Genomic DNA, 24,140 nt, shown 5'->3' on the forward strand with positions numbered 1-24,140 from the left:
GTGTCGGACGCCACGTCCTCGGGGAGAACCCTTCCGCTCAGCGCGACCGGAAGGACCACTCAGCGAACCAGCCCGACCTTCCGCAGCCAGGTCACCGCAACGTCGGACGGATCCTTGCCCTCGATGTCGATCTGCCCGTTGAGCTCCTGCATGGTCTCGTTCGTGAGCAGCTTGCCGACCTTCGCGAGGACATCTGCGATCGCGGGATACTTCGCCAGCGCATCCGAACGGACCTCCGGCACACCCTCGTACGGCAGGAAGAACTTCCGATCGTCGTCGAGCAGCTGCAGGCCGAGCTTCCGAATCCGGCCATCGGTCGCGTACACATCGCCCGCGAGGCACGTGTTCCCCGACACCGCCGAGTAGATCACGCCGGCGTCCATGGTGGTCACCGTGTTCGGCGGGGTCCCGGAACCCAGCGGCACCTCGTACTTCTCCAGGAGTCTGCCGAGGCCGTCGGGGCGCGACTGGAACTCTGGATCGACGCACAGGCTGCGCTGCGCAGGCGGCAACCGGAACAGATCGCTCAGGGTGTGCAGGTTCCTCTGCTGCTTCTGCGCGGGAGTGACCGCGAAGGCGTAGGTGTTGTTGAAGGGTGCGGGAGTGAGCACCTCGATGCCGTTGGCCCGCTCAGCGTCCCGGACCTTGGTCCAGAGCTCCTTCGAGTCGCTGATCGTCTCGGTCTTCTGGAGGTAACTCACCCAGATCGTGCCCGTGTACTCCCAGGAGACATCCGCGGCACCGCTGACCATCGCCTGCCGCGAGGACATCGAACCCGGCGCGTTCGTCAGGTCGGTGATGTCCGCGCCGGCGGCCTGCAGGATCGTCGCGCTGATCTTCCCGAGTAGAACTCCCTCGGTGAAGGACTTCGAGGTCACGGAGATCTTCGCGCCGGCCAGGGGTCGCTGCCCGTCGGCGGACTCCGCGTGCACGAAGTGCCCGGACGAGCTCTCGAGCCCGCATCCGCTGAGCACCAGGGCGGCGGTGGCCACCAGCGGGATCAATGCGCGGCGCAGCCGCACCGCCCGCGCGGTCATGCGCTCACCCCGCGCAGGCCGCGCGGTGCCAACAGGTACTCGGCGAGCCGGGCCAGCCAGTCGATCGCGAGGGCGAGCAGGGCCACGAGCAGCGCGCCGGTGAACAGCAGCGGCGGCAGGTACAGCGTGACGCCCGTCGTGATGAGCACGCCGAGGCCGCCCGCCCCGATGAACGTGCCCAGGGTGGCGGTGCCGACGAGGATGACCAGCGCCGTCCGGACGCCGTGCAGGATCACCGGCACCGAGAGCGGAAGTTCCACCCGCAACAGCGTCGCGAACGCGGAGAAGCCCTGCCCGCGTGCGGCTTCGATGATCCGCTCGTCCACCTGATGCAGCCCCGTGACGGTGTTCTGCAGGATCGGCAGGACGGCGTAGACCACCAGCGCCGCAACGGCGGTGCGGAATCCGGTGCCGAACCACATCGCGAACAACACGACCATGCCGAGCACGGGGGCGGCCTGCCCCACGTTGGCCAGCCCGACGATGACCGGCGAGACCCGGGCGAACCGCTTGCGGGTCACCAGGATCCCCAGCGGGATCGCGATCAGCACCACCAGCACGGCGGAGACGACGGTGAGCTGGATGTGCTGCCACACCGACGTCCCGAGCGCGGACCACTGCAGCTGCACGGCCTCGGTCTCCGTGAAGTCCTGTGCGGCGTGCCAGATCAGGTATCCGACGACGCCGACGACCACGAGCAGCGGCTCGAGGATCAGGTCGATGGGCACGCCGCCGGCGAACCGCGGTGTGGGCCCCACGCGTTGGGGCCGCCCGCTCTTCGGGTTCTTCGCCGGCTTCGACAGGTCGGGCCGCCCGGCCGCGGCGGTCATGACGGCGCCGCCCGGTACGTGTCGGCGGCCTGCTCCGGGTTGGCGATCGCCTGGCGCTCCCGGATCCGCTGCGCGACCTGCTCGATGGTCAGTGCACCGATCACCTTGCCGCGCTGAGTGACCAGCACGCCGCCCTGGCTCGCGGCCAGCATGACGTCGAGCGCGTCCGCGAGCGTCGCGGTGCGCTCGGCGACGGGCAGCCGCTGATCGACGTAGGTCGACACCTCGGGTTTGCTGAGCACCTCGGTCACGGAGGGCCACGCGCGGGGCCGGTCGCCGTCATCGACCACCACCACCCAGCTCAGGCCGGCCTCCCGGGCCCGGGCGGCGACCTCCTCGGACCGGTCGCCGGGGCGGGCGAGCACCACGGGCGCGCTGGGGATCTCGCTGACCGAGGTCAGTGAGAGGTGCTTGAGAGTCGCGCCCGAGCCGACGAACTCCCGGACGAAGTCGTTCGCGGGCGCCGTGAGGATCTCCTCGGGCGTGCCGAACTGCTCCACCTGGCCGCCCTCCGAGAGGATCAGCACCCGATCGCCCAGCTTGATGGCCTCGTCCACGTCGTGGGTGACGATCACAACCGTCTTGTGCAGCTCCTCCTGAATCGCGAGCAGCTGGTCCTGCAGGCGCACGCGGGTGATGGGATCGACGGCGCCGAAGGGCTCGTCCATGAGCAGCACCGGCGGGTCGGCCGCCAGCGCACGAGCCACGCCCACGCGCTGCTGCTGCCCGCCGGACATCTCCTTCGGGAACCTTCCGCGGAACTCCGCCGGGTCGAGGCCGACGAGCTCGAGCAGCTCGGTCACGCGGGCCCGGGTGCGGGCCTTGTCCCAGCCCAGCAGGCCGGGCACCGCTGCCACGTTCTTCTCCACCGTCCAGTGCGGGAACAACCCGCCGGCCTGGACGACGTAACCGATGCCCTGGCGCAGCGCGTCGGCGTCCGCCTTGGTCACGTCCGTGCCGCCGATGAGCACCCGCCCCGAGGTGGGCTCGATCAGCCGGTTGATCATCTTGAGCGTGGTGGTCTTCCCACAGCCCGAGGGCCCGACGATGGCCACCGTCTCCCCCGCCTCGATGGCGATGGACAGCTCCTTCACCGCCGGCCTGTCCTGCCCGCGGTAGCGCTTGATCACCTTCTCCAGCTCGATCGATACGCCCGTCGTCTGACTCATCGCAGTCCCTTCGAGACGGTGAAGCGGCCCAAGAGGACCAGCAGGCCGTCGAGTACGAGCGCGACGGCCACCACGAGAACGGTGCCCACCAACGCGGATTCGAGGGCACCCGCGCCGCCGAGGCGGGCGAGGCCGGAGAAGATCAGGGAACCGAGACCTGGCCCCAGGACGTACGCGACCACGGTCGCGACACCGACGACGAGCTGGGTGCTCACCCGGATCCCGGTGAGGATGACCGGCCACGCGTTCGGCAGCTCGACGGTGGCGAGCACCCGCCAGCGCGACATCCCCAGTCCGCGCGCCGCTTCCACGAGCGCCGCCGGAACCGCCTGCAGGCCGACGATGGCGCTGGTCAGGATGGGCAGCGTGGCGTAGAACACGAGCATCGTCACGGACGGCGTGACGCCCAGCCCGAACACGATGAGCAGCAGGGCGAGGAGGGCCAGCGAGGGCACCGTCATCCCGACGGAGGCGATGGCGGTCGCGAACGCCGCCCCCGCCCGCGACCGGTACACCAGGGCCGCGACCACCAGCGCGATGACGACGCCCACCAGCACGCACTGGATCACCAGCGAGGCGTGTTGGTACGTGAGGAAGGCCAGCTGACCCCCACGTCCGTCGAGGAATCTTCGGAGGTCCACGGATCGAACCTACAGTCGTTACCGGGTTTGCGCGCGGTTCGCGTCAGAGTGCGTGAAAGGCGGAGACCGGCATCGACCCCGCCGGGCACACGTGTGGCGCCCGAATCTCTTTCCCTCTTCAACTTATAACGCACCCCGGGGCTTGCCGCAAGGCCCCGGTGCTGGCGCATACTCGCTGGCCGGATCCGATTCTTCAGCGAGGTGGGTGCATGTCCGAATACGAGAACGAGCTGGCATCGGAACGCGAGTACGTGGCGGGGTTGTACGGACGGTTGGACGCGGAGCGCGCCCGGGCGGGTCGACGGTACGCCGACGCGTTGCGCGATCACGAGGGCCGGGCGGTGGACCGGGAGGGCGACGTGATGACCTCGGCGCGCGAGGTGCGGCGCCTGGGCGTCGCCGAGGAGGGGCTCGCCTTCGGGCGACTCGACGGGGACCCGCGGGCCGACGGCACCGTCGAGAAGCGGTACGTGGGCCGGCTCGGCCTGTCCGACCCCGACGACGACGAGCGGGATCTGCTGCTCGACTGGCGGGCCCCGGCGTCGCGGGCCTTCTACACCGCCACCGGCGCGCACCCCGAGGGCGTGCACCGGCGGCGGCAGTTCGTCAGCCGCGGGCGGGAACTGATGGAGTTCACCGACGAGATGCTGGGGCGGCCGGGTGCGGACGCGCGCGGCGATGCGGCGCTCCTGGCGGCCGTGAACGCGCCGCGCGGCGAGGGGATGCGCGACATCGTCGCGACCATCCAGGCCGATCAGGACCGGATCATCCGCTCCGACGATCCGGGCGTGACGGTGATCGAGGGCGGCCCGGGCACGGGCAAGACGGTGGTCGCGCTGCACCGCGTCGCCTACCTGCTGTACACGCAGCGAGCGCGGTTCGAGCGGCACGGCGTGCTGGTGGTGGGCCCGAACACGTCCTTCCTGCAGCACATCAGCCGGGTGCTGCCCTCGCTCGGCGAGTCCGATGTCGTCTTCGCGACGCCGGGCACGCTGTACCCGGGCGTCACCGCCCGCCGCGAGGACACGCCCGCCGTCGCGCGGATCAAGGGCGCAGCGGCCATGGCCGACGTGCTCGCCGCGGCGGTGGCGGACCGTCGGACCCTGCCGGAGGCGCCCGTGTCCATCGGGCTCGGCGACGCCACGGTGCGGATCGAGGCCGACGTGGTCGGCTGGGCCCGCGACGAGGCCCGGGACAGCGGCCAGCCGCACAACCAGGCGCGCACCGTCTTCCTCGACGTTCTGACCTGGGCGATCACCGAACGAGCGCTGGGACGGATCGGGCAGCAGTGGCTGCGCCGCGAGGACACCCGGGCGTGGGAGGAGATGCGCGGCAGCATGCTCGCCGACCTCGCCGTGGACGGGACCTTCCGGCGCACCGTCGAGCAGCTCTGGCCCGTGCTCTCCCCCGAGGCCCTGCTCGCGGACCTGCTGAGCTCACCGGAGCGGCTGGCCGCGGCGGGCGCGGACCGGTCGTTGCTCCGGTCCGACGGTGCCGCCTGGACCGTCTCGGACGTGCCCTTGCTGGACGAGCTCGCCGAACTGCTCGGCCCGCACGAGGCGACGGACGACGCGGCGGCGGCCGAACGACGCAGGGAGCAGGCGGAGTTCGCGGAGGGCGTGCTGGATTCGCTGGTCTCCCGGTCGGATTCGATGGACGACGAGGACCACCTCTTCGCCACCGACCTGCTGTACGCGGACGACCTCGCGGATCGGTTCGACGAGCGGGACACTCGTGACCTGGTGGAACGCGCCGCGGCGGACCGCACCTGGGTGTACCGGCACGTGGTGGTCGACGAGGCGCAGGAGCTCTCGGCGATGGACTGGCGGGCGCTGATGCGCCGCTGCCCGTCCCATTCGTTCACGGTGGTCGGCGACCTCACGCAGCGCAGCGCGCCGGCGGGGGCGCGGTCGTGGGGCGAGATGCTCGACCCGTTCGTCGCCGAGCGTTGGGCCTACACCGCGCTCACGGTGAACTACCGCACCCCGGCGGAGATCATGGGCGTCGCGGCGGGGGTTCTCGCCGAGTTCGCACCCGGTGTCGTACCGTCGGAATCGGTGCGCGCCTCGGGAGTACGTCCATGGGCCCGACAGGTGGACGAGCAGCAGCTGCCCGGCGCCATCGCGGACTTCGTCCGCGAGGAGGCGGACCGGGAAGGCACGTCCGTCGTCATCGGGCCCGACGGTACGCCGGGCGCCGTCCCGCCGGCGCAGACGAAGGGGCTCGAGTTCGACGCGGTGCTGGTGGTCGATCCCGAACTGATCCTCGCCGACGGTGAGCGCGGCGCGGCCGAGCTGTACGTGGCACTGACTCGGGCGACGCAGCGGCTCGGCGTGCTGCACCGCGCGCCTCTGCCGGCGTGCCTGTCCGGGCTGGTTCCGATCGAGGCGCGCACGGCCACCGCGTGATCCGCGCGCGGCGTGCTCAGCCGCCCTTGATCCAGTCCAGCGCGATGGCGACGACGGCAGCGTTGAAGAAGAAGCTGAGCACGCTGTGCGCGATCACGAGCCGGCGCGTGGACCGCTTGGTGACCGTGACATCGGAGACCGCGAAGGAGGTCCCGATGGTGATCGAGAAGTACACGAACTCGGTGATCTGCGGGTGCTCGCAGTCGGGGAACACCAGGCCTGGGTCGCCCGCGAAGTAGTCGCGGGCGTAGATCTGTGCGAACGCGGTGTGCAGCAACATCCACGACAGGAGGACGGTGGCGGCCGCGACCGGCTGCAACAGGGAGTCGGGGTCCTCGCCGCGGGTGGCGATCATGAGGAGGCCGCCGACGAGTCCCGAGCCGCTGACCACCAACGCGAACAGGGTGGTCTGCCAGCGCGGCGCGAGGAGCTCCGCCGGCACCGACGCATCGTCGGGAATGCGACGGCGCAGCAGCAGCGAACCGGCCGCGATGTACGCGACCGCCGCCGCGTCCCAGACCAGGAGCAGCCACACGGCGGACCGTCCGAAGAACACCACCACGACCAGCCACACGATGCCCAGCAGGGTGAGCACCACCTCGAGCAGCGGAACCAGGACCGAACGGCGCATGGTGATCAGCATTTCACGCGGCGGCCGCAGACGGCCCGTGCCGCGCGGACGGGCGTGCGCGGCCCGCGGCGCACCGTCGGCGATGCGTGCGCGCGAGGGGGTTACGCGGCGGGGGTGGGACGCGTGGAGTCGGTGCGGTGCACGGGGCAGCCGGGCGCGAAGGTTCCCATCGTCTCGGTCCGGAAACCGCGGGGGTAGCTGCGGATCCGATGATTGTCGCGGACGAGGGCCGGCTTCCGGCGCGAGGGCAGGACGGCGAGCAGGCGGCCGCGGGCCTTCATCGCACCGACGGACAGCCGCCGGACGAGCGGGCTCGGGACGCGGTACCGGAAGGCGTGCAACAGGGGTTCGTCCATGAGGCCGCGGCTGAACAGCTCGACGGCGCGGCGCGCGGGCTTCGGGTAGAAGGTGGTCATCAGCTCGAGGGTGGAGTCCGCGACACGCCGCGCCCCGGGGTCGAACGCGAAGTGCTCCGCCTCGTACGCGTCGAGGAGGTCGGCGAACCCGTCGTACGTCGCGGGGATGTCCGGGATCGCCATGTGCTTGCCGAGAGCCTGGTAGTAGCGGACCGTCGCCCGGATCTCGTCGGGCGTGAGATCGCGCCAGCCGTAGTCCGCGATCCACCGCACCGGGACCACGACGAACGTGGCCAGGACGTAGCGCATGTCGTCGTCGGTGATGTCGTACATCTTGTGCATCTGGTTGATCCGGCGGATCGCTGATCTGCCCTCGGCGCTGCCGAATCCGTGCATGAGCGGCTCGTCGAGGAGGAGCGCCGTGTCGTCGTACCGCTTCTGGACGCGCTGCGTGAACTCGCCGGTGCGGTCCAGGAGGTTGCCGATGCTGGGCACGGCGTAGGTGCGGAACAGCGCGAAGCTCAGCGCCTGGGTGATGTCCCAGGGGAAGTCGAAGGTCGCAAGATTCCGGGCGATCAGCTCGAAGTCGGTCTCGGGGTCCAGATCGCTATTGCGGTCGATCTTCCAGCGCCGGGAGCGCAACGAGCGGGCTGATTGTGACTGCATGTCGATTCTCCTCGGTGGGCTGACCTCGACTATAAGTCGACTTCTAGTAGTGTGCAAGAGGTCACACAACGATGTCCCGGCTGCCGACGTCCGGCACTACCATCGCCTGCATGAAGCCCGCCCGCTCGACGCCGTCCCGGTACGCCCAGCTGCGGTTCCTGGATGCGGGGATGACGGTGCTCGCCGACCGCGGGCACGCCGCACTCAAGCTCGCCGCCGTGTGCGAGGCGGCCGGCGCCTCGACCGGGAGCTTCTACCACGCCTTCCCCAGCTGGCCCGAGTTCACCTCGGAGCTGATCCGGTATTGGCGCGACGTGAAGAGCAACCGGATCATCGAAGCCGCCCGCCAGGTCCCGGACGCCGCAGATCGGCTGGTGTCGCTCATCGAGACCGGCATGACACTGCCCCACGCAACGGAGGCCGCGATCCGCGTCTGGGCCGCGCACGACCCCGAGGTCGCCCGACACCAGCGCGAGGTGGACGCCGAGCGCCGCGACGTGATCGCCGAGACCTACGTCGAGCTGCTCGGCGACGAGGAGCTCGCGCGGCAGTACGCGACGACCGCGATGTACCTGCTCGTGGGCTACGAGAGCGGAACGCTGCAGTCCCTCGACACGCTCGCCTTCAGCTTCCGCGCGTTCGTCGAGCAGGCCCTCGGCGTCAGCGGGGACGACGCCCCACGCTGATCCCCCGACGGGGTGTTGGAGTGGGCGGGGCTCCGCCGTTCCGGGCGTGTGGGCGATCAGGAAACCCATGCGTCCGACGCATGGCCGCATCGTTCGAGGTCAAACGCCATATCTAGGGCGTGAGCCATGCGTTTCGCGCATGGCTCGCGGGAATCTCGTCGATGGGACCGCGGCAGAGACCGCCGAGCACCGGGTGAGCGGAGCCGGCGTGGCGCGGGGGACGACGGCGTGGCACGGGGGACGACGCGCATGGTGTCCAGCGGTCGTCGGTGGTGATATCGCCGAGGGGGATCGTGGTCGATCAGGGCGACGGGCGGACCACGAGCGCGTCGAGCAGGGCGAAGACCTGCGCGGTGAGGTCGGCACCGGCCGCCTCGTCGCCGCGAACCCGGCGACGGACCGCACGCTCGAAGGGGCCGTCGAGCGCGGCGTAGGTGCCGGCCGAATCCAGTAGCGGCGCACCGTCGGACAGCTCCGCGTACCGTCGAACGACCCGCCAGATCATGGCCTCGAGATCGCCGTCGATCTCGCGCACGTCGTCGACGAGGGCCGACTCGAACATCGCCTGCGACCGCAGGTCGTACCAGAGCTTGTGAGTGGGCAGGTCGTGCTCCATCGTGGCGGCCAGCCGCTCGGCGAATCGGGCCCGAAGCGCGGGCGCATCGTCGTCGGGACGGAGCACGTCGTCGTAGGAGGCGATGCACTCGCTCTTGTAGAGGTGCACGCAGTGCGCGATGAGCTCGAGCCGATCCGCGAAGTAGTAGTGCAGCACGCCGTGGCTGTACTCGGAGTTCGCCGCGATCTCGCGCAGGCTCGTCCGGGCGTAGCCGAGTTCCGAGAGCGTCTTGAGGGCCGCGCGGGCCAACTCGTCCCGTTTGGCCGCGACCTTGGTGGCGTGCTTGCTGGCACCCACCGCAGCGGGGGCGCTCGCGGGCGTGGCAGCACTCGGGGCGCCGAGGACGCTCGGGTTCGCGATCAGATCGGTCACCTCGCCCCCTTTCGCCGCCGACCCTGTGCCGACATCACCCCAGGATAACCCCCGTGCCGCGGATCACAGCACGACCCCCGAATCATTCTCTTGACGATTGTCCAACATTTTTCTTGACAGTCGTCTAGATTCTGATCTGTGACGGGCGCGCCACAGAGCGTCCCGCACTCCGTTCCACCTCGAGCAAAGGAGTAGTCGTGAGCGCATTCGATCTGACCGGACGGCGGGTCCTGGTCACCGGCGGGGCCCAGGGGCTCGGCGAGGGCATGGCGCGGGCACTGGCCGCGGCCGGGGCATCGGTGGTGATCGGTGACCTGCAGACGGAGCGAGCTGCCTCCGTCGCTGCCGAACTCGGGGCCGGCCACGGCTCGGTCCACCTCGACGTCACGTCGGAGGACAGCTGGTCCGCCGCCGTCGACGCGACCGTCACGCAGCTCGGCGGCCTCGACGTGCTGGTCAACAACGCCGGCGTCGAGATCACGGGCCTGCTCACGGAGATCTCGGTCGACGACGTGCGTCGCCAGCTCGACGTGAACGTGCTCGGCACGGCGCTCGGCCTCAAGCACGGACTGCGGGCGATGCGCCCGGGCGGCGCCACGGGTGCCGGCGGCGCCATCGTCAACGTCGCATCCGTCGCCGCGACCATCGCCTTCCCCGGCATCGCCATCTACTCGGCCACCAAGTCCGCGATCGACCGCATGACGCGGGTGGCCGCGATGGAGTCCGGGAAGCTCGGCTACGGGGTGCGCGTCAACTGCATCTACCCCGGCCTCGTCCCCACCGAGATGGGCACCGGGCTGGCCGTCGACATGGCGAAGATCGGGCTGTTCGAATCGCCGGAGCAGGCGGTCGAGGCCGTCGTGGGCCTCACCCCCAGCGGCCGCCTCGGCGAGGTCCGGGACATGGCCGACGGCGTCGTCTTCCTCGCCTCCGACGCGGCCCGATTCGTCAACGGCGCGGGCCTCCCCGTCGACGGCGGCATGGGCATGTGACCCGTCCAATCCTTCGAAACCGAACCTGACTAGGAGAATCATGAGCAACAAGCCGGTTGTGGTGTACGGCGCCTCGGGCTACACGGGCCGCCTCATCTGCGAGTACCTGCGCGAGTACAACGTGCCCTTCACCGCGGCGGGCCGCGACGAGGACAGGCTGACCGAGTCGATGGACAAGAACGTCGCCGGTATCGAGACCGCCGACTACGAGGTGGTCCAGGTCGAGCACGACGTCGCCTCCCTGACCGAACTCTTCCGCGGCAGCAAGGTGGTCCTCAACACCGTGGGACCGTTCATCAAGTTCGGCGACGCGGTGGTCGAGGCCTGCCTGAACGCCGGCGCGCACTACAGCGACACCAACGGCGAACAGGACTGGATGATCCACTGCGACGAGGCCTTCCACCAGCAGTACGCCGACGCGGGCCTGCTGCTCGCGCCCGGCATCGCCCAGATGTACACCACGGGCGAGATCGCGGCGCAGATCGCGCTGGAGACACCAGGACTCGACACCCTCGACATCGCGGTCTTCTGGGGCGGCAGCCCCACCATCGCCTCCACCCGCACGATCCTCGTCAACGCGGCGGGCGGCGACGCCTTCTACCTCGAGCAGAACCAGTACGTCCCGTTCGACCCGGCGCAGGGCCTCGTCCCCCTCGTAGTACCCGGGCAGCACGAGCTGGCGCAGTCGCTCCCGTGGGGCGGCACCTCGCATCCCGTGTGGTTCAAGCGGGATCCGCGCGTGGCCAACTGCAAGGCGCAGGGCGGTGTGTTCAACGCAGCGCTGATGAACAACGTGCCGGTGATCGTGGCCCAGGCCCTGGAGGCCACCAAGGACATGTCGCCGGAGGAGCGTGCAGATGCGCTCGACGCCGTCGCCGCGCAGGTCATGAATTCGATGCCACCGCGCGAGAATCCCCGCGTGAACAAGTCGCTCGACTCGGTGCACGCCTCCGGGCCGCTCGGGCGCTCGCACGTGGTGATCCACGGCAACAGCAACTACAAGCAGACGGGCCTACTGCAGGCCTACGCCGCGTACTCGCTGCTGCAGCAACCCCCGCGCCGCGTCGGCCTCGCGTCCGGCTGCCAGGCGTTCGGGCACCGCGAGCTGGAGGGGGTCCTGCGCACCTTCGGGCTGATCTCCGAGCCCATCGTCACGGTGCACCGATGACGGTGCGCGATCTCCCCGATGTGCCCGGGCTCCCGGAGATCCGGGCGGCTCGGGCACCGTCGGACCCGGCGCTCGCCGATGACCGCCTCGACCTGTCCAACAGCGAGTTCGCGGCCGCCGTCCGGACGGCGGCCACCCGGCTCGAGGAGTACGGCGTCGAGGCCGGTGACGTTGTCGGCCTCCTGCTCCCGAACCGGGTCGAGCTCGTCGTCGCCGTGTTCGCCGCGTGGCGGCTCGGCGCGGCCGTCACGCCGATCAACCCGGCGCTCGCGCCGCCCGAGATCGCCTATCAGGCAGCGGATGCCGGGGCGCGGGTGCTCGTCGCCGAGGCAGGGGTCGAGACTCCCGACGGCGTCGCCGCACTCCTCTGCGACGAACTGCTGGCCGAGTCCGACGGCGAGGACGCTTTGCCGATCGCAGTCGAGCGGGAGGGGCTGGCGCTGCTCATCTACACCGCCGGCACCACGGGAAAGCCGAAGGGGGTCATGATCACCCACGGCAACATCGCGGCGATGACGGCCTCGTTCATCGAGCACTTCTCGTTCACCGAGCGCGATCACAGCCTGCTGGTGCTGCCACTGTTCCACGCCAACGGCGTGGTCCTCGGCACGCTCACCCCGCTGCGGGCGGGCGGGCGCACCACGATCGTCGGCCGCTTCCGCCCGGACGAGTTCTTCCCCGCGGTGGAGCGGCACCGTCCCACCTACTTCTCCGCGGTCCCGGCGATCTACGCGATGCTCACGGCTCTGCCCTCGGACGTCGCGCCGGACTCCTCCTCACTGCGGTTCGGGATCTGCGGTGCCGCACCGATGCCCGTCGACCTCATCGAGCGGTTCGAGTCCCGGTTCGGGGTGCCGATCGTCGAGGGGTACGGACTGTCGGAGACCACCACCGCTTCCGCCATCAACCCGCTCGACGGTCCGCGCAAGCCCGGCACCGTCGGGCCCGCGCTGCCGGGCCAGCGGATCCGCATCGTCGACGGTGCCCTCCGCGACGTCCCGCCCGGCGAGACCGGGGAGGTGCTCATCGCGGGCGACGTGGTGATGGCCGGCTACCTGAATCGTCCCGACGCGACGGCGGAGACGATCGTGGACGGATGGCTGCGCACCGGCGACGTGGGCCTGCTCGACGAGGACGGCTACCTGCGGCTCGTGGATCGCGTGAAGGACATGGTGATCCGCGGCGGGGAGAACATCTACCCCAAGGAGATCGAGGCGCAGCTGTACCGGAACCCACAGGTCTTCGAGGCGGCCGTGATCGGCCGGCCGCACGAGGTCCTGGGCGAGGTGCCCGTGGCGTACGTGTCGCTGCGTGCGGGTGCCACGGTGACCGGCCAGGAACTGCTCGACGGCCTGCGCGGCGAACTCGCGAAGGTCAAGGTCCCCGTCGACCTGATCCTGCTCGACGAGATCCCCAAGAACCCCGTCGGGAAGATCGATAAACCGACACTGCGGAGGCGCGACCGGTCGGGCTGACCGGGACCGAGGGCAGGCAGCTGTAGGGTCCCGTTCAACTTGTCATCTCAAGAACCCTTGACCTGCGGCGATCCAGACTGTCTCACCTACTTGGCATGTCGCCAGTCCCACAGATATGGCATTTCCTACACCAGCAGCCAGAGCGGGAGGTGACTCGATGCCGGCCTGGACGGCCCGGGACGGGGTTCCCTTGTCGCCTTTCATCACTGTGACACTGCGCGGGAGGCGTGACCTGGCTTGAGCGGACCTCTTGCCGCCGTCGGCGCCTCACGGACTCCTCAGACAGTCGACACATCTCGATTAGACGGCAATGCCCACTCGACGGAGACGTCCCTTCTAGGCGGCCTCGAACGCCGCCTCGATAGACTTTGGCCATGGCACGGCAGGCTGCAGGAGCGTTGCGCGCAATCACTCTGCAGCAGCTGCGCTACTTCGCGGCGGTGGCCGCGGAGGGATCGATCAGTGCCGCGGCCGACGAGCTCTTTGTCGCGCAACCGACGCTGTCCGCGGCGCTCAAGGACCTCGAGAGTCGGCTGGGACGGACGCTGTTCATCCGCTCGCCCCGGGGAGTGACCCTCACCGACGACGGGGCGGAGTTCCTGGGTTACGCACGCCAGGTCATCGAGCAGTCGGAGCTCCTCGAGCAGCGGTACCTCGGGCGCGGCCCGTCGCGCCGGCTCCTGGCCGTGTCCACCCAGCACTACTCGTTCGTCGTCGACGCCTTCGCCCGGATGGTGAAGGCTTCCGAGGCCGCAGAGTACGCGTTCAGCCTCCGCGAGACGCGGACATGGGACATCATCGAGGACGTCCGCACCCTACGCAGCGAGGTCGGTGTTCTCTACCGGAACGCGTTCAACGCGAACGTCATCAACAAGTTGGTCCGCGAGGCCGGGCTGGTCTTCACACCGCTGTTCTTCGCCACACCGCACATCTTCATCGCACGCACGAACCCCCTCGCCGTCAAGGACAAGGTGACCCTCGAGGATCTCGAGGACCTGCCACGGCTGACGTTCGACCAGGGTGTGAACAACTCGTTCTTCCTTGCCGAGGAGATCCTCTCCACGCGATCGTCGAAACAGGAAGTTCGCGTGAGCGATCGAGCGACCATCTTCAATCTGATGATCGGGATCGGCGGGTACACCATCTCCACGGGCATCATTTCCGACGATCTGGACCCGTCGATCGTTGCCGTTCCGCTCGACGTCGATGATCGCATCGAGGTCGGTTGGATCGGCCACGCCGCGGTCTCGTTGACTGCGCAGGCTCAGCGATTCGTCGATGAGATGCGCGATGTCGTCTCGGAGTTCGGGGTCCCCCTGCTGCCATAGCTCATACCTATGGCTAGCCATAAAGCACGGTAATTAGGCTATAGCTTCGCGTCTCCCTAGACTCGGATTCGAGTTGCTCCGGCTCCTTCCGGACGCCGTCGAGCGGCCGAGTGCTCCATGCTCGATCGCGAAAAGCTCGGATAGACATGTTGATTCAGCGAGTGGATAGTACGGGACCACGCACTATCGACTCCGCACAGTGATGAGGGGAACCACACGGCGATGACGGGCGAATGCGTCTTCAGCATCGGCACCACGCGCTTCGACGAGCACTACGCTCCGTCGAGCACGTCGCGGGGGACGACGAACTTCGCCAACCTCGCTCGCGGCGAGGATCGTCGAGACAACCTGCGCAAAGCGGTGTCGATGATGAACACCCGCGTGAACAACTTGGTGCACTGGGACAACCCGCGCGCTGACCGCTACGCGCTCGAACTCGACATCGTCTCGGTGGACCTGCATCTGGGTCCGGCCGCGGACGATGCGGTGTTCCCCGTGATCGAGGTGCTAGACGTGGGCATCGTCGAGACCGCCACGGGCATTCGCACGGAGGGCATCGTCGGCAACAACTTCTCCTCCTACATCCGCGACTACGACTTCAGCGTCCGGCTCCCCGAGCACCGGGCGACGGGCGCCCTCAGCGACTTCGGCGAGTTGCACGGTCAGGTGTTCCAGCGCTTCATCGAGTCGGACGAGTACCGCAAGCGGTTCTCGCAACCACCGGTCATCTGCATCAGCGTCTCGACGGCGCGGACCTACACGCGGCTCACGAACAACCATCCGATCCTCGGGGTGGAGTACGCCGCAGACGAACTCTCGCTCACCGACCTGTACTTCGGGAAGATGGGTATGCGGGCGCGCTACTTCATGCCGCGGGGCGCCGTTGCCCCGTTGGCCTTCTACCACGTCGGAGACCTGCTCAATGACTACTCGTTCCTCGCGCTGGCGGGAACGATCGCGACCATGGAGACGTTCCAGAAGATCTACCGCCCCGAGATCTACAACGCGAACACCGCCGCGTCGGCGGTGTACCGGCCGACGCTCGACAACGGCGACTACTCGCTCCCACAAGTGACCTACGACCGTGTCGAGCGCACCCAGCTCGCGAGCGAGCAGGGGAAGTTCACCGAGGTGAGCCTCATGAGGCCCTACGGCGACGTCTTGAAGCAGTGGGCCGCCGCCAAGCAGTCCGCCTGATCGAGAAAGCAACGAGAGGACGAGCAAATGAACACCCTGCTCCCCACCACGATCGTCGGCAGCCTGCCCAAACCGTTGTGGCTTTCGGAACCCGAGAAGCTCTGGTCGCCGTGGAAGTTGCACGACGACGAACTACGCGACGGGAAGCTCGACGCACAGACGCTCGCGGTACACGAACAGAGCCGTGCCGGACTCGACATCATCAGCGACGGTGAACAGACGCGTCAACACTTCGTGACGACGTTCATCGAGCACCTCGCCGGCGTCGACTTCGATCGGCGCGAGACCGTGCGCATCCGTGACCGCTACGACGCCAGCGTTCCGACCGTCGTCGGCGCTGTCGGCCGCGAGAGGCCCGTGTTCGCCGCGGATGCCGCGCGTCTCCGTGCAGCCACCGATCAGCCGATCAAATGGGCCCTGCCCGGCCCGATGACAATGATCGACACACTCTACGACGCCCACTACCACAGTCGCGAGAAACTGGCGTGGGAGTTCGCGACGATCCTGAACCAGGAGGCCCGCGACCTCGAAGCAGCCGGCGTCGACATAATCCAGATCGACGAGCCCGCGTTCAACGTCTTCTTCGACGAGCTCAAGGACTGGGGTGTCGCGGCCCTCGAACGGGCGACCGAGGGGTTGAACTGCCGGACCGCCGTGCACATCTGCTACGGGTACGGCATCAAAGCCAACACCGACTGGAAGGCCACGCTCGGCTCGGAGTGGCGCCAATACGAGGAATCGTTCCCCCTGCTGCAGCAGTCGTCGATCGACATCGTGTCACTGGAGAGTCACAACTCTCGAGTCCCCGTCGAACTGATCGAACTCCTTCGCGGCAAGACCGTCATGCTCGGCGCAATCGACGTGGCCAACGACACCATCGAGACGCCCCACGAGGTCGCCGAGACATTACGCAACGCCCTCCCTTACGTCGATGTGGACAAGCTCTACGCCAGCACCAACTGTGGGATGGCACCGCTGACCCGCAGTGTCGCGCGGGAGAAAATGGTCGCCCTCGCCAAGGGCGCCTCCCTGCTACGCCGAGAGATCTCTTAGCCGCACGGCAGTTCCCGTTGAGCTCAGCAGCTCCTCGTTGCCACATCCCGACCCCGGGCTCGGGGCGAGCCCACCGCGAGGGGCAAGCCGAATAGATCCATCGATCTTGCAGCAAGCGCATCCAGCGCAACAATGTCCCTCTGCGCCGCCCAGAGCGCGCCAGTCGTCGCTAGTGCAGGGCCTTTAGAGTCGCGGATTCGAGCAATACGCCAAGTTCGGTGACGGCGGCAAGCTTCGGCTGGCGAGCGAGCACCGCGGTGACGAAGTCGTCCTTGCTTGACATCACGGTGTGCGTCGAGACGAACTCACTCATGATGTACTTGCCGCGCACCATTTTCCAAGGATCCGGCTGACACCTCTCCCACGCTGCTTCGCCCTGTTCTATGGCCTCTTCGATTAGTTCAGTCGTCAGAGCGGTGTGCCCCCCGTCTGGTAGAGCACGTAATCGCCCCAGCGGATCTTGTCCTCGCGGACTAACCCACCGGACCGTCGTCGCCTCGCGGAGCAGCCGCTGGGCGTACTCAGCTACCGCCGAGTGCCTCTGAGACGCGAGAAGCTCTCTGAGAATGCGCTGGGTGCCCTCCCTGGCCCTGCCAGCCCGTCGGGGGCTTTCGACTACGACGGCATTGCTCACCGGATCACGAGAGTGAGCCGGTGGCCCCGCGTTGGAGACCAGTCGCTGGTCTGGTTCGACGACCCTGCCAGCCCCTTCGACACCGAGCAGTTCAGGCGTTCGTCGGTCATCGTTTCGATCACCCGTGCCTTGACAGAGACGGACCCAACGCGGGGCCATCGTCGGAATCGCTGAGCGAGCCGCGACCACGTTTGGCCCCTCAAGGGGGCGACGTCGTCGAGCTCGAGCCGCGTCCGGTTTGTCCAGTCAATCATCACTGGCGTCGATCGCCGGAATCTCAGTCCAGCAGTTCCCCGGCAGGATCTCTTACGACTCGCCGCCATCGATGACTGCTCAACGGCCACCAAGCACTTCCATAACCGGTATAGATATTTCCGCGTCGATCACTTGCCGCGGGAACTTACCGCGTCGTCGGAAGGTGCCGAAAAGTTCCCACGAGTTTCAGCCCTATCCTCAAGGCGCTCCAATTGTTTCGCCTCTGTGCCAGCTACCCCACCGCGGTATACACGTCGCGCGCGCTGGTGTTCAATGCACCTATGCAAAGCACACGGACCTTCTTCAGGACGGGCGTCGGCGCTGCGGCCATCGGACTCGCACTGACAGTTGCGCTCGCGGGTTGTTCCTCAGTGGAGTCGGGGCCGCAGTCGTCGAGCGCGGCACCCCCGGCGGTGATGGAGTTGTGCGACGGTACGGAAGTCTCGTTCGATCGTCCCGTCGAGAAGATCGCTACCGGCAACACCGCAGCACTGGAACTGCTCATTCGTCTGGGGGCTGCCGACAAGGTTGTGGGTACTGCGTGGTCCGACGGGGCCGGTGCGCTGTCCGCCGACGTCCGAACGCAGGCGGAGAAGGTGCCCTCACTGGGGGCCCGCGCAGCCGATAAGGAGAAGCTCCTGCAGTCCGGCGCGCAGGTCTACATCGATCCCTATGAGGGCATGACCATGATGGGTATCACCGGCCCCACGGCAGCGGATTTCCAGGCAGCGGGGATGAAGCGGGTCGTACTCCGCTCGTCCGCCTGCACAGCGTCCCTCACCGCACCGGTCACCACTCTCGACGGTGTGATGGCCGATATCCGGTCGCTGGCAGCCTTGGTCGGGCGGCAGCAGGAGGGTGAGAAGCTGGTCGAGTCGATGCGAACCGAACCCGTAGCCGCTGACGCGATTCGCCCTAAGGTGCTGTACCTGACGTCGGCCCGCAACAACGATCAGGCGAGCACCATCGGCAACCGCCAGATCGGAAACGCGATCATCGAGCTCGCCGGTGGAACGAACATCTTCCGCGCAGTCGATAAGGCGCAGTTCGCGAGCTCGTGGGAGGACGTGGTTGCGGGCGATCCGGACGTGATCGTCGTCGCCGTCACACGGCAGTCGTCTCGGGACGCCGTCGACCGCAGCTACCAGGCGTTGCTCGACCAGCTGAAGAGTGATCCGCGGATCGCAGGCCTACGCGCGGTCCGAGAGGGTAGGTTCGTGCGCGCCTACGCCGAGGACTTCACACTCCCGGGTGTGGAGAACGCGACAGTCATCCGTTCTCTCTCACAAGAGCTTTCCAAGCTTCGATGATGGCCGTCGCGGCACCGGGAGGGTCCCGACGCCTGCTGCTGTGGGGTCTGGGCGTTCCGGCGCTGATCGCCCTATTGGTGCTCGGGGTGACGTTCGGGTCGACCGACATCGCCGTGTCGGATGTTTGGCGAATACTGACCGATCAGTTGCTAGGACGCCCTTTGGTCGAGGGAAGCCACGAGATCATCATCTGGCGTGTCCGGTTCCCCCGGCCGGTTCTCGCGGCGCTGATCGGGGCGGGGCTCGGTGTGGTGGGCGTCGCGGTGCAGGCGATCGTTCGTAACCCGCTGGCCGACCCCTACTTGCTGGGGGTCTCGTCGGGTGCTTCCTTCGGGGCGGTCGCCACTCTGGTTCTCGGAGGCAGTACCGCCGCGGCCCTCGTGTCGACGACCTTCGCGTTGCCGGTCACCGCGTTCCTCGGCGCGATGGCAGCGTTCCTGGTGGTGTGGCTCATCGGGGCGCGGGGAGCCGCCGTCGCGCCACTGCGGTTGATCCTCGCGGGCGTGGCCATCGGGCAGATCTTCGCCTCGTTCACCAGCTTCCTGGTGCTGCAGGCGGACGACATCAATCTCACCCAGGGGATTCTCCACTGGCTCATGGGCAGTCTTTCGGGTGCCATCGGGCCCGCGATCCCGATCGTCGCAGCGGTCGTCGTCTCAGGGGCGATCGGACTGTTCGCGCTCGCGCGGCCGCTCAACGCGCTCATCGTCGGTGACGAGACCGCGAATTCGCTCGGGATCTCGCCCAAGCGGGTGCGCACGGAGGTGTTCGTAATCACCAGCCTGATGACCGGGGTGATGGTGGCGTTCTCGGGTGCGATCGGGTTCATCGGGCTCGTCATCCCCCACATCGCCCGCTTCCTCGTGGGTACCGACCATCGCAAGCTCCTTCCCGCTTCCGCACTGTGCGGGGCTCTGCTGCTCTCGGGAGTCGACCTCCTGTGCCGGCTGGCCACCAGGGTCATCAACCAGGAACTGCCGATCAACGTCGTCGCCGCGGTAATAGGTGCCCCCACCCTGCTCTACCTCGTCAGCCGCCATCAGAGGAGGACTGCGTGACACCGTCCACGACCGGGCCCACACTCACCGGCGTCCACCTCGACCACGTCGACGTAGTCCTGTCGGGCACCACCATCGTCAACGGTGCGACAGTCGTCGCCGAGCCCGGCCGGATCACCGGGATCGTCGGCCCGAACGGGAGCGGCAAATCGACGCTCCTTCGCACCATCTACCGAGATCTACGACCGCACGCCGGCAAAGTTCTGGTGGGCGACCGTGACATCCGTTCCTTAGGCGCAGCAGAGGCAGCCCGCCTCGTGGCCGCGGTACCGCAGGAGCGCGGAACCGAGTTCGACTTCACCACCGGCGATGTCGTCGCGCTAGGGCGAATCCCACACCAGGGCCGGTTCGGCGGCGCGACCACAACTGATGCCGACGCGGTACGCCGAGCGATCGCCGATGTCGGACTGGAGGGATTCGAGAACCGCACGTTCGCGCACCTGTCCGGTGGCGAGAAGCAACGCGCCCTGCTCGCCCGATGCTTCGCGCAGGGCGGCGAGGTCCTGGTTCTGGACGAACCTACCAATCACCTCGACATCAATCATCAGGTCCAGCTGCTACGGATCCTGCGCAGCCGAGCCGCGACCACGGTGATCACCCTGCACGATCTCAATGCCGCGGCGGCGGCGTGCGACACCCTGTTCGTCGTGCACCACGGCCGGATCGTCGCGCACGGCGCAGCCAGCGACGTGCTCACTGTCGACCTGCTCGACGCCGTCTTCGGGGTCACGGCAACGGTTTCCACCGATACCCGCTCCGGGCGTCCGATCATCGCCGTCGACTACCGGGGAGGACCGCATGACTGACACGGATACCGGTTTCAACCGGCCACTTCTGGCCGCTGCCGGATTGCTGTCTTTGACCGCGATGGCGGAGATGGGCGTGGTCAACATCGCCCTCCCCTCTCTCGCGGCCGATCTCGGTGTGTCCATCGCGGCTGCGCAGTGGGTGGTTCTCGCCTACCAGCTGCCGCTGACGGTGCTCTTGATCCCGGTCGGTTTCCTCCTCGACCGTCGTCCGATGCGCCTGGTAGTGCTTATCGCGCTGGGCGTCTTCGGGCTCAGCGGGATTGCTGCATGGGCGGCGCCCACCGCGCACGGCCTGTGGTGGCTCATTGCAGTCCGTGGTCTACAGGGCGCTGCCGGTGCCATCTTGTTCGTGATGATGCCGATGCTCGCGATCCGGTCCGCTCCTGCCGGACGCGCTCCGACGGCGCTGTCGGTGACCGCCACCCTCGGCCCTCTCGGGGCGGTTCTCGGACCGGTCTTGGGCGGTCTCGCCGTCGATGCGGCCGGTTGGCGGGCCGCCTTTCTGGTCAAGATCCCATTCGCGATTGCCGCGGCACTGCTGATCCTGCGGGCACTGCCCTCCGCCGCCCGAGCACCGGCGCCACCTCCGGGCGCCGACACGAGCGATGGCTCCGGCGGCGTCTTGTTCCGGTCGGCCCAGCGGCTACGGTCGATCACCGCAACCAGAGCTCTGCACGGACTTCTCCTGGGCACGCTCGGGCTCGCCGCAGCGATGCAGGCCATGCAGTTCACCGTGTCCTACGTCTTCCAGACCCAGGGGTGGCAGGCCTCACGAACTGCTCTGGTGCTGACCGCCTTCGCTCTCGTCATGGCGGCGACATCGGTGCTCGCCGGGCGGCTGGCTGAGGCACGAGGCCCCGCGAGGGTAGCGATCACCGGCGCAACGACCGTCGTAGTAGGGCTGACGGCCCTGACCGCGATGCTGGGCCGTACAGACGTCCTCGTCGTGTTGCTCGCTCTGATCGTGGTTGGAGTCGGCATGGGCCTCTACGGAGGCCCCACCCAGGCATGGGTGATGAACAGCGCGCCCGCCGGTGCTACCGCGACCGTCGCCGGCACAATGCAGTTGGCGCGAACCGCCGGCTTCGCAATCGGCCCCCTCGTCGCCAGTCTCGCTCTCACAACCTCCCCTCACGGCACCCTCGCCCTGATCGGAGCAACCGCGGGCGCGATCCTCGCCGGCGCGTGCTTTACGGTGACGAACCGGAAGCAGCGCGAGGCCCGTAACGCTTAGCCTGATTGGCGCCGCGCCGCGATCGACGACGATCGAGTCTTCCCACCGACTTCAGGGTGCAACAGCCGGGTAGTTCAACGGTGGCGTATCCGCACGGGGTCTCCGTCCCCGAATTGGTGAGTCAGAGTCGCTCGGTGCCAGCGCGATCCACATGACTCCGCGCGGCACCGTGCCGTAGCAGTAGGCTAGATCGGCCGCCCCCTCATGAGCAGTCCGCGCGCTACATCTACCGCCAGGAACAGGGCGAGCGGAATCCCGAACCACGGCAGCGCATAGCCGAGCGTGATGACCAGCGTGGCGATGCCGACTGCAGCACTGGCTGGGAGTCGGGTGAACGCACCGCGGGCGGGAGTTCGCCCCACCGGGCGGCTACCTGTGCGCGGTCGGCGCTGCCACCACATCCGGTAACCGCGGGCAATGACGGTGACCAACGCGATTGCTAGGAGCACTAGCGCGATCTGGTTTGCGAGTCCGAAGAGGATACCCATGTGTAGTGCGATGCCGAGGTTGGCCATCTTCGCTGCGATCGGCCAGTCGGCAAACCACTGCGCGCTTGTTACGGATGCGGTGTCTCCGTTGATCGCGATGGAGTTCGGGGAGAACTGCCAAGCGTTCCGGACTTCGGTAACCGTGAATGCCTTGTTGGCAACACTCGGGATCCCGATCTCGGCCTTATCGGTGATTCCACTGGCCAGTGCCGTGTCGTAGACCCGGTCAAGTTGATCCACGTTGTGCGAAACGAGTGCCGCGGTCTCAGCCTTCGTCGGTTTCGTCGTCGACTTCGCAGCCGCCGGTTCGAGGCTGGTGGCAACTGTCGGCTGAGTCCAGTGCAATGCCTGGCGTAGCTCAGTGATGTTGCCGCCCGCATGTTTTGACCATGTCAAACCTGTGGCGGACAGGAACAACAAACCGATCACGATCCACACGCCGACCGCACCGTGCCAGTTCAAAGTGCGGGTACGTCCCGCGGCCTTTCGGTCGATGGTCAGCATCCTTCGGGGGAGCGAGCGCTCGTCCCTGCGGCGTTGCCTTTGCTGGCGGTACCAGAGGAAGAGCCCGCCAAGGGAGATGATCCACAGCCAGGAGGCGGCGATTTCGCTGTAGTTTCGGCCGAAGTCGCCCAAGTGGAGGTTACGGTGCAAGCCGTCGATCCAGGTGCGCATCGGCAGTGACCCGCTGCTCCCGTACACCACCAACTGGCCCTGGGGCTTCGCCGTCACAGGATCAATGAACACCGCCCAGCGCTTCGACTCACCCAGCGAGGTATCCGTGAACATCACTCGTGTGGTCTCGCCGGCATCGCGAGCGGGGCGCACAGCCGCGATTGTGAGATCGGGCCGTTCTGCCATAGCGGAACGCACCTGATCCGCGATCGGCTTGGCCGCCCCTGTGCTGTCGGTGTGCAGCTCAGCGCGGTAGATGACCGTCTCCAGCGTCGGAGCAATTGCATAAGCGCCACCGCTGATCGCCGCGATCAGCAGGAACGGTCCCACGAGAATGCCCGCGTAGAAGTGCCAGCGCAGTATCAGTTGGCGCCACAGTGCTGCAGGGCCCGGCTGCGTAGGCGGCCGAGCGGAAGGCGCTGACTCTGATTCGGGCGGGTCGGTGTGTTCATCGGTGTTGTTGGAAATGACCACGGATGCGGTGTCCCTTCTGACGCTGCCCGGGCTGCGGGACAGATGTACATGCACCGTTAGTCGGGCGCCCGACAGTGAAAGTTCCCAGCGAATCCGGTTCGCGGAACTGCAGCGCCGATGATCGCACCTGCGGTGAGGGCCGGAACGGCAAGCACGAGTGCTCATCGTCGGCACCTGTCGTCCGAGTGGCGGCCAGATTCGCGAGCGTAGGCATGACCGGGAACTGACCGCTGTCCTTGATCAGGCTCATCGAAAGTCCCCAGTGATGCTCATTGAAATTCCTCACCTGGGTGCGGTCGGATTATAGCGGTCGGCGGCTGGGTGCGATTGCTGTGCGGTGGGTTTCGTTGCGGGCGTGGTGGTCTCGTAGTCGGTAGCTGTCGCCGTCGAGTTTGAGGACGACGGAGCGGTGTAGGAGCCTGTCGAGCATGGCCGCGGCGACGGTGGTGTCGCCGAGGACTTCGCCCCATTCGGAGACCGATCGGTTGGTGGTGATGACGATCGATGTTTTCAGATACCGTTGCGCGACAACCTGAAACAACGCTGATGCGGCTTCGGCGGGCAAGGGGAGGTAGCCG

At 67.8% G+C, this 24,140-nt stretch carries 22 protein-coding genes; 12 read left to right on the top strand and 10 right to left on the bottom strand.

All coding sequences use genetic code 11. The features are described 5' to 3' along the window. Positions 1–59 precede the first annotated feature (59 nt). From AXK61_RS08770 to AXK61_RS08785, 4 genes are read right to left on the bottom strand one after another with little or no spacing between them, the layout of a single operon-like run. Positions 60–1,037, bottom strand: coding sequence for a glycine betaine ABC transporter substrate-binding protein (locus AXK61_RS08770; RefSeq protein WP_068744851.1), 978 nt, complete (start codon positions 1,035–1,037; stop codon positions 60–62). Beyond that, positions 1,034–1,867, bottom strand: a complete 834-nt coding sequence (locus AXK61_RS08775; protein ID WP_082789278.1) for an ABC transporter permease — start codon at positions 1,865–1,867, stop codon at positions 1,034–1,036. Before AXK61_RS08775 ends, AXK61_RS08770 begins: the two co-directional genes overlap by 4 nt. Continuing rightward, entirely contained in the window at positions 1,864–3,036 is a 1,173-nt protein-coding gene (locus AXK61_RS08780) for an ATP-binding cassette domain-containing protein (protein ID WP_068744853.1), read from the bottom strand. Before AXK61_RS08780 ends, AXK61_RS08775 begins: the two co-directional genes overlap by 4 nt. Then, on the bottom strand, positions 3,033–3,677 hold the full coding sequence (locus AXK61_RS08785; RefSeq protein ID WP_068570691.1) for an ABC transporter permease: 645 nt from the start codon (positions 3,675–3,677) through the stop codon (positions 3,033–3,035). Before AXK61_RS08785 ends, AXK61_RS08780 begins: the two co-directional genes overlap by 4 nt. Positions 3,678–3,886: 209 nt before the next feature. Between AXK61_RS08785 and helR the strand changes: the two genes are divergently transcribed. Then, positions 3,887–6,085 (top strand): RNA polymerase recycling motor ATPase HelR, encoded by a 2,199-nt coding sequence (gene helR / locus AXK61_RS08790; RefSeq protein WP_197466778.1) that lies wholly within the window; start codon positions 3,887–3,889, stop codon positions 6,083–6,085. A 16-nt stretch (positions 6,086–6,101) separates the two neighbouring features. Here helR and AXK61_RS08795 read toward each other — a convergent pair whose 3' ends face one another. Both AXK61_RS08795 and AXK61_RS08800 read right to left on the bottom strand, forming a co-directional pair. Next, positions 6,102–6,716 carry a DUF1345 domain-containing protein gene (locus AXK61_RS08795; protein ID WP_068744885.1) on the bottom strand — a complete coding sequence of 205 codons (615 nt, stop codon included), beginning with the start codon at positions 6,714–6,716 and terminating at the stop codon, positions 6,102–6,104. Positions 6,717–6,817: 101 nt separating this feature from the next. After that, positions 6,818–7,738, bottom strand: coding sequence for an oxygenase MpaB family protein (locus AXK61_RS08800; protein WP_068744855.1), 921 nt, complete (start codon positions 7,736–7,738; stop codon positions 6,818–6,820). Positions 7,739–7,848: 110 nt separating this feature from the next. On the opposite strand from AXK61_RS08800, the gene AXK61_RS08805 reads away from it, so the two are divergent. Next, complete coding sequence (locus AXK61_RS08805; protein ID WP_068570706.1) at positions 7,849–8,424, top strand: TetR/AcrR family transcriptional regulator; 576 nt, start codon at positions 7,849–7,851, stop codon at positions 8,422–8,424. Between the two features lie 301 nt (positions 8,425–8,725). Here the strand turns inward: AXK61_RS08805 and AXK61_RS08810 are convergent, their stop codons facing one another. Further along, positions 8,726–9,412 carry a TetR/AcrR family transcriptional regulator gene (locus tag AXK61_RS08810; protein ID WP_231855489.1) on the bottom strand — a complete coding sequence of 229 codons (687 nt, stop codon included), beginning with the start codon at positions 9,410–9,412 and terminating at the stop codon, positions 8,726–8,728. Positions 9,413–9,609: 197 nt separating this feature from the next. Here AXK61_RS08810 and AXK61_RS08815 point away from each other — a divergent pair, with 197 nt between their 5' ends. The 6 genes from AXK61_RS08815 to AXK61_RS08840 all read left to right on the top strand — a co-directional run bounded on the left by AXK61_RS08815 (position 9,610) and on the right by AXK61_RS08840 (position 16,625). Next, positions 9,610–10,404 (top strand): SDR family NAD(P)-dependent oxidoreductase, encoded by a 795-nt coding sequence (locus AXK61_RS08815; protein WP_068570694.1) that lies wholly within the window; start codon positions 9,610–9,612, stop codon positions 10,402–10,404. A 37-nt stretch (positions 10,405–10,441) separates the two neighbouring features. After that, positions 10,442–11,572, top strand: a complete 1,131-nt coding sequence (locus tag AXK61_RS08820; RefSeq protein ID WP_156485616.1) for a DUF5938 domain-containing protein — start codon at positions 10,442–10,444, stop codon at positions 11,570–11,572. Further along, positions 11,569–13,047 (top strand): class I adenylate-forming enzyme family protein, encoded by a 1,479-nt coding sequence (locus AXK61_RS08825; protein WP_068570698.1) that lies wholly within the window; start codon positions 11,569–11,571, stop codon positions 13,045–13,047. Before AXK61_RS08820 ends, AXK61_RS08825 begins: the two co-directional genes overlap by 4 nt. 374 nt (positions 13,048–13,421) lie before the next feature. Continuing rightward, positions 13,422–14,375 (top strand): LysR family transcriptional regulator, encoded by a 954-nt coding sequence (locus AXK61_RS08830; protein WP_068744859.1) that lies wholly within the window; start codon positions 13,422–13,424, stop codon positions 14,373–14,375. Between the two features lie 222 nt (positions 14,376–14,597). Beyond that, positions 14,598–15,572, top strand: a complete 975-nt coding sequence (locus AXK61_RS08835) for a putative oxygenase MesX (protein WP_068744861.1) — start codon at positions 14,598–14,600, stop codon at positions 15,570–15,572. A gap of 27 nt (positions 15,573–15,599) precedes the next feature. Further along, positions 15,600–16,625, top strand: a complete 1,026-nt coding sequence (locus tag AXK61_RS08840; protein ID WP_068744863.1) for a methionine synthase — start codon at positions 15,600–15,602, stop codon at positions 16,623–16,625. A gap of 169 nt (positions 16,626–16,794) precedes the next feature. On the opposite strand, the gene AXK61_RS24890 is transcribed toward AXK61_RS08840, so the two are convergent. Further along, positions 16,795–16,959, bottom strand: a complete 165-nt coding sequence (locus tag AXK61_RS24890) for a hypothetical protein (RefSeq protein WP_156485617.1) — start codon at positions 16,957–16,959, stop codon at positions 16,795–16,797. A gap of 836 nt (positions 16,960–17,795) precedes the next feature. Between AXK61_RS24890 and AXK61_RS08845 the strand changes: the two genes are divergently transcribed. The 4 genes from AXK61_RS08845 to AXK61_RS08860 all read left to right on the top strand — a co-directional run bounded on the left by AXK61_RS08845 (position 17,796) and on the right by AXK61_RS08860 (position 21,925). Next, on the top strand, positions 17,796–18,824 hold the full coding sequence (locus AXK61_RS08845) for an ABC transporter substrate-binding protein (protein WP_082789279.1): 1,029 nt from the start codon (positions 17,796–17,798) through the stop codon (positions 18,822–18,824). 65 nt (positions 18,825–18,889) lie between these two features. Continuing rightward, entirely contained in the window at positions 18,890–19,882 is a 993-nt protein-coding gene (locus AXK61_RS08850; protein WP_414929992.1) for a FecCD family ABC transporter permease, read from the top strand. Next, positions 19,879–20,688 carry an ABC transporter ATP-binding protein gene (locus tag AXK61_RS08855; RefSeq protein WP_068744869.1) on the top strand — a complete coding sequence of 270 codons (810 nt, stop codon included), beginning with the start codon at positions 19,879–19,881 and terminating at the stop codon, positions 20,686–20,688. Before AXK61_RS08850 ends, AXK61_RS08855 begins: the two co-directional genes overlap by 4 nt. Further along, a complete protein-coding gene (locus AXK61_RS08860; RefSeq protein WP_068744871.1) occupies positions 20,681–21,925 on the top strand; it encodes an MFS transporter in 1,245 nt (414 codons plus the stop codon). The genes AXK61_RS08855 and AXK61_RS08860 overlap by 8 nt, the downstream gene beginning before the upstream one ends. A gap of 185 nt (positions 21,926–22,110) precedes the next feature. On the opposite strand, the gene AXK61_RS08865 is transcribed toward AXK61_RS08860, so the two are convergent. Continuing rightward, positions 22,111–23,562, bottom strand: a complete 1,452-nt coding sequence (locus AXK61_RS08865; protein ID WP_231855490.1) for a PepSY-associated TM helix domain-containing protein — start codon at positions 23,560–23,562, stop codon at positions 22,111–22,113. A gap of 301 nt (positions 23,563–23,863) precedes the next feature. Continuing rightward, positions 23,864–24,140: ATP-binding protein (locus tag AXK61_RS24315; RefSeq protein WP_197466779.1), on the bottom strand; the 277-nt coding region annotated here is incomplete at its 5' end.

This window comes from Tsukamurella pseudospumae, assembly GCF_001575205.1.
GTDB lineage: Bacteria > Actinomycetota > Actinomycetes > Mycobacteriales > Mycobacteriaceae > Tsukamurella > Tsukamurella pseudospumae.

Bases quoted from the DNA above. Each gene is read 5' to 3' on its own strand.
- AXK61_RS08770 (WP_068744851.1), bottom strand. From the start codon at position 1,037: ATGACCGCGCGGGCGGTGCGGCTGCGCCGCGCATTGATCCCGCTGGTG.
- AXK61_RS08775 (WP_082789278.1), bottom strand. From the start codon at position 1,867: ATGACCGCCGCGGCCGGGCGGCCCGACCTGTCGAAGCCGGCGAAGAAC.
- AXK61_RS08780 (WP_068744853.1), bottom strand. From the start codon at position 3,036: ATGAGTCAGACGACGGGCGTATCGATCGAGCTGGAGAAGGTGATCAAG.
- helR (WP_197466778.1), top strand. From the start codon at position 3,887: ATGTCCGAATACGAGAACGAGCTGGCATCGGAACGCGAGTACGTGGCG.
- AXK61_RS08795 (WP_068744885.1), bottom strand. From the start codon at position 6,716: ATGCGCCGTTCGGTCCTGGTTCCGCTGCTCGAGGTGGTGCTCACCCTG.
- AXK61_RS08800 (WP_068744855.1), bottom strand. From the start codon at position 7,738: ATGCAGTCACAATCAGCCCGCTCGTTGCGCTCCCGGCGCTGGAAGATC.
- AXK61_RS08805 (WP_068570706.1), top strand. From the start codon at position 7,849: ATGAAGCCCGCCCGCTCGACGCCGTCCCGGTACGCCCAGCTGCGGTTC.
- AXK61_RS08825 (WP_068570698.1), top strand. From the start codon at position 11,569: ATGACGGTGCGCGATCTCCCCGATGTGCCCGGGCTCCCGGAGATCCGG.
- AXK61_RS08830 (WP_068744859.1), top strand. From the start codon at position 13,422: ATGGCACGGCAGGCTGCAGGAGCGTTGCGCGCAATCACTCTGCAGCAG.
- AXK61_RS08835 (WP_068744861.1), top strand. From the start codon at position 14,598: ATGACGGGCGAATGCGTCTTCAGCATCGGCACCACGCGCTTCGACGAG.
- AXK61_RS08840 (WP_068744863.1), top strand. From the start codon at position 15,600: ATGAACACCCTGCTCCCCACCACGATCGTCGGCAGCCTGCCCAAACCG.
- AXK61_RS24890 (WP_156485617.1), bottom strand. From the start codon at position 16,959: ATGGTGCGCGGCAAGTACATCATGAGTGAGTTCGTCTCGACGCACACC.
- AXK61_RS08845 (WP_082789279.1), top strand. From the start codon at position 17,796: ATGCAAAGCACACGGACCTTCTTCAGGACGGGCGTCGGCGCTGCGGCC.
- AXK61_RS08860 (WP_068744871.1), top strand. From the start codon at position 20,681: ATGACTGACACGGATACCGGTTTCAACCGGCCACTTCTGGCCGCTGCC.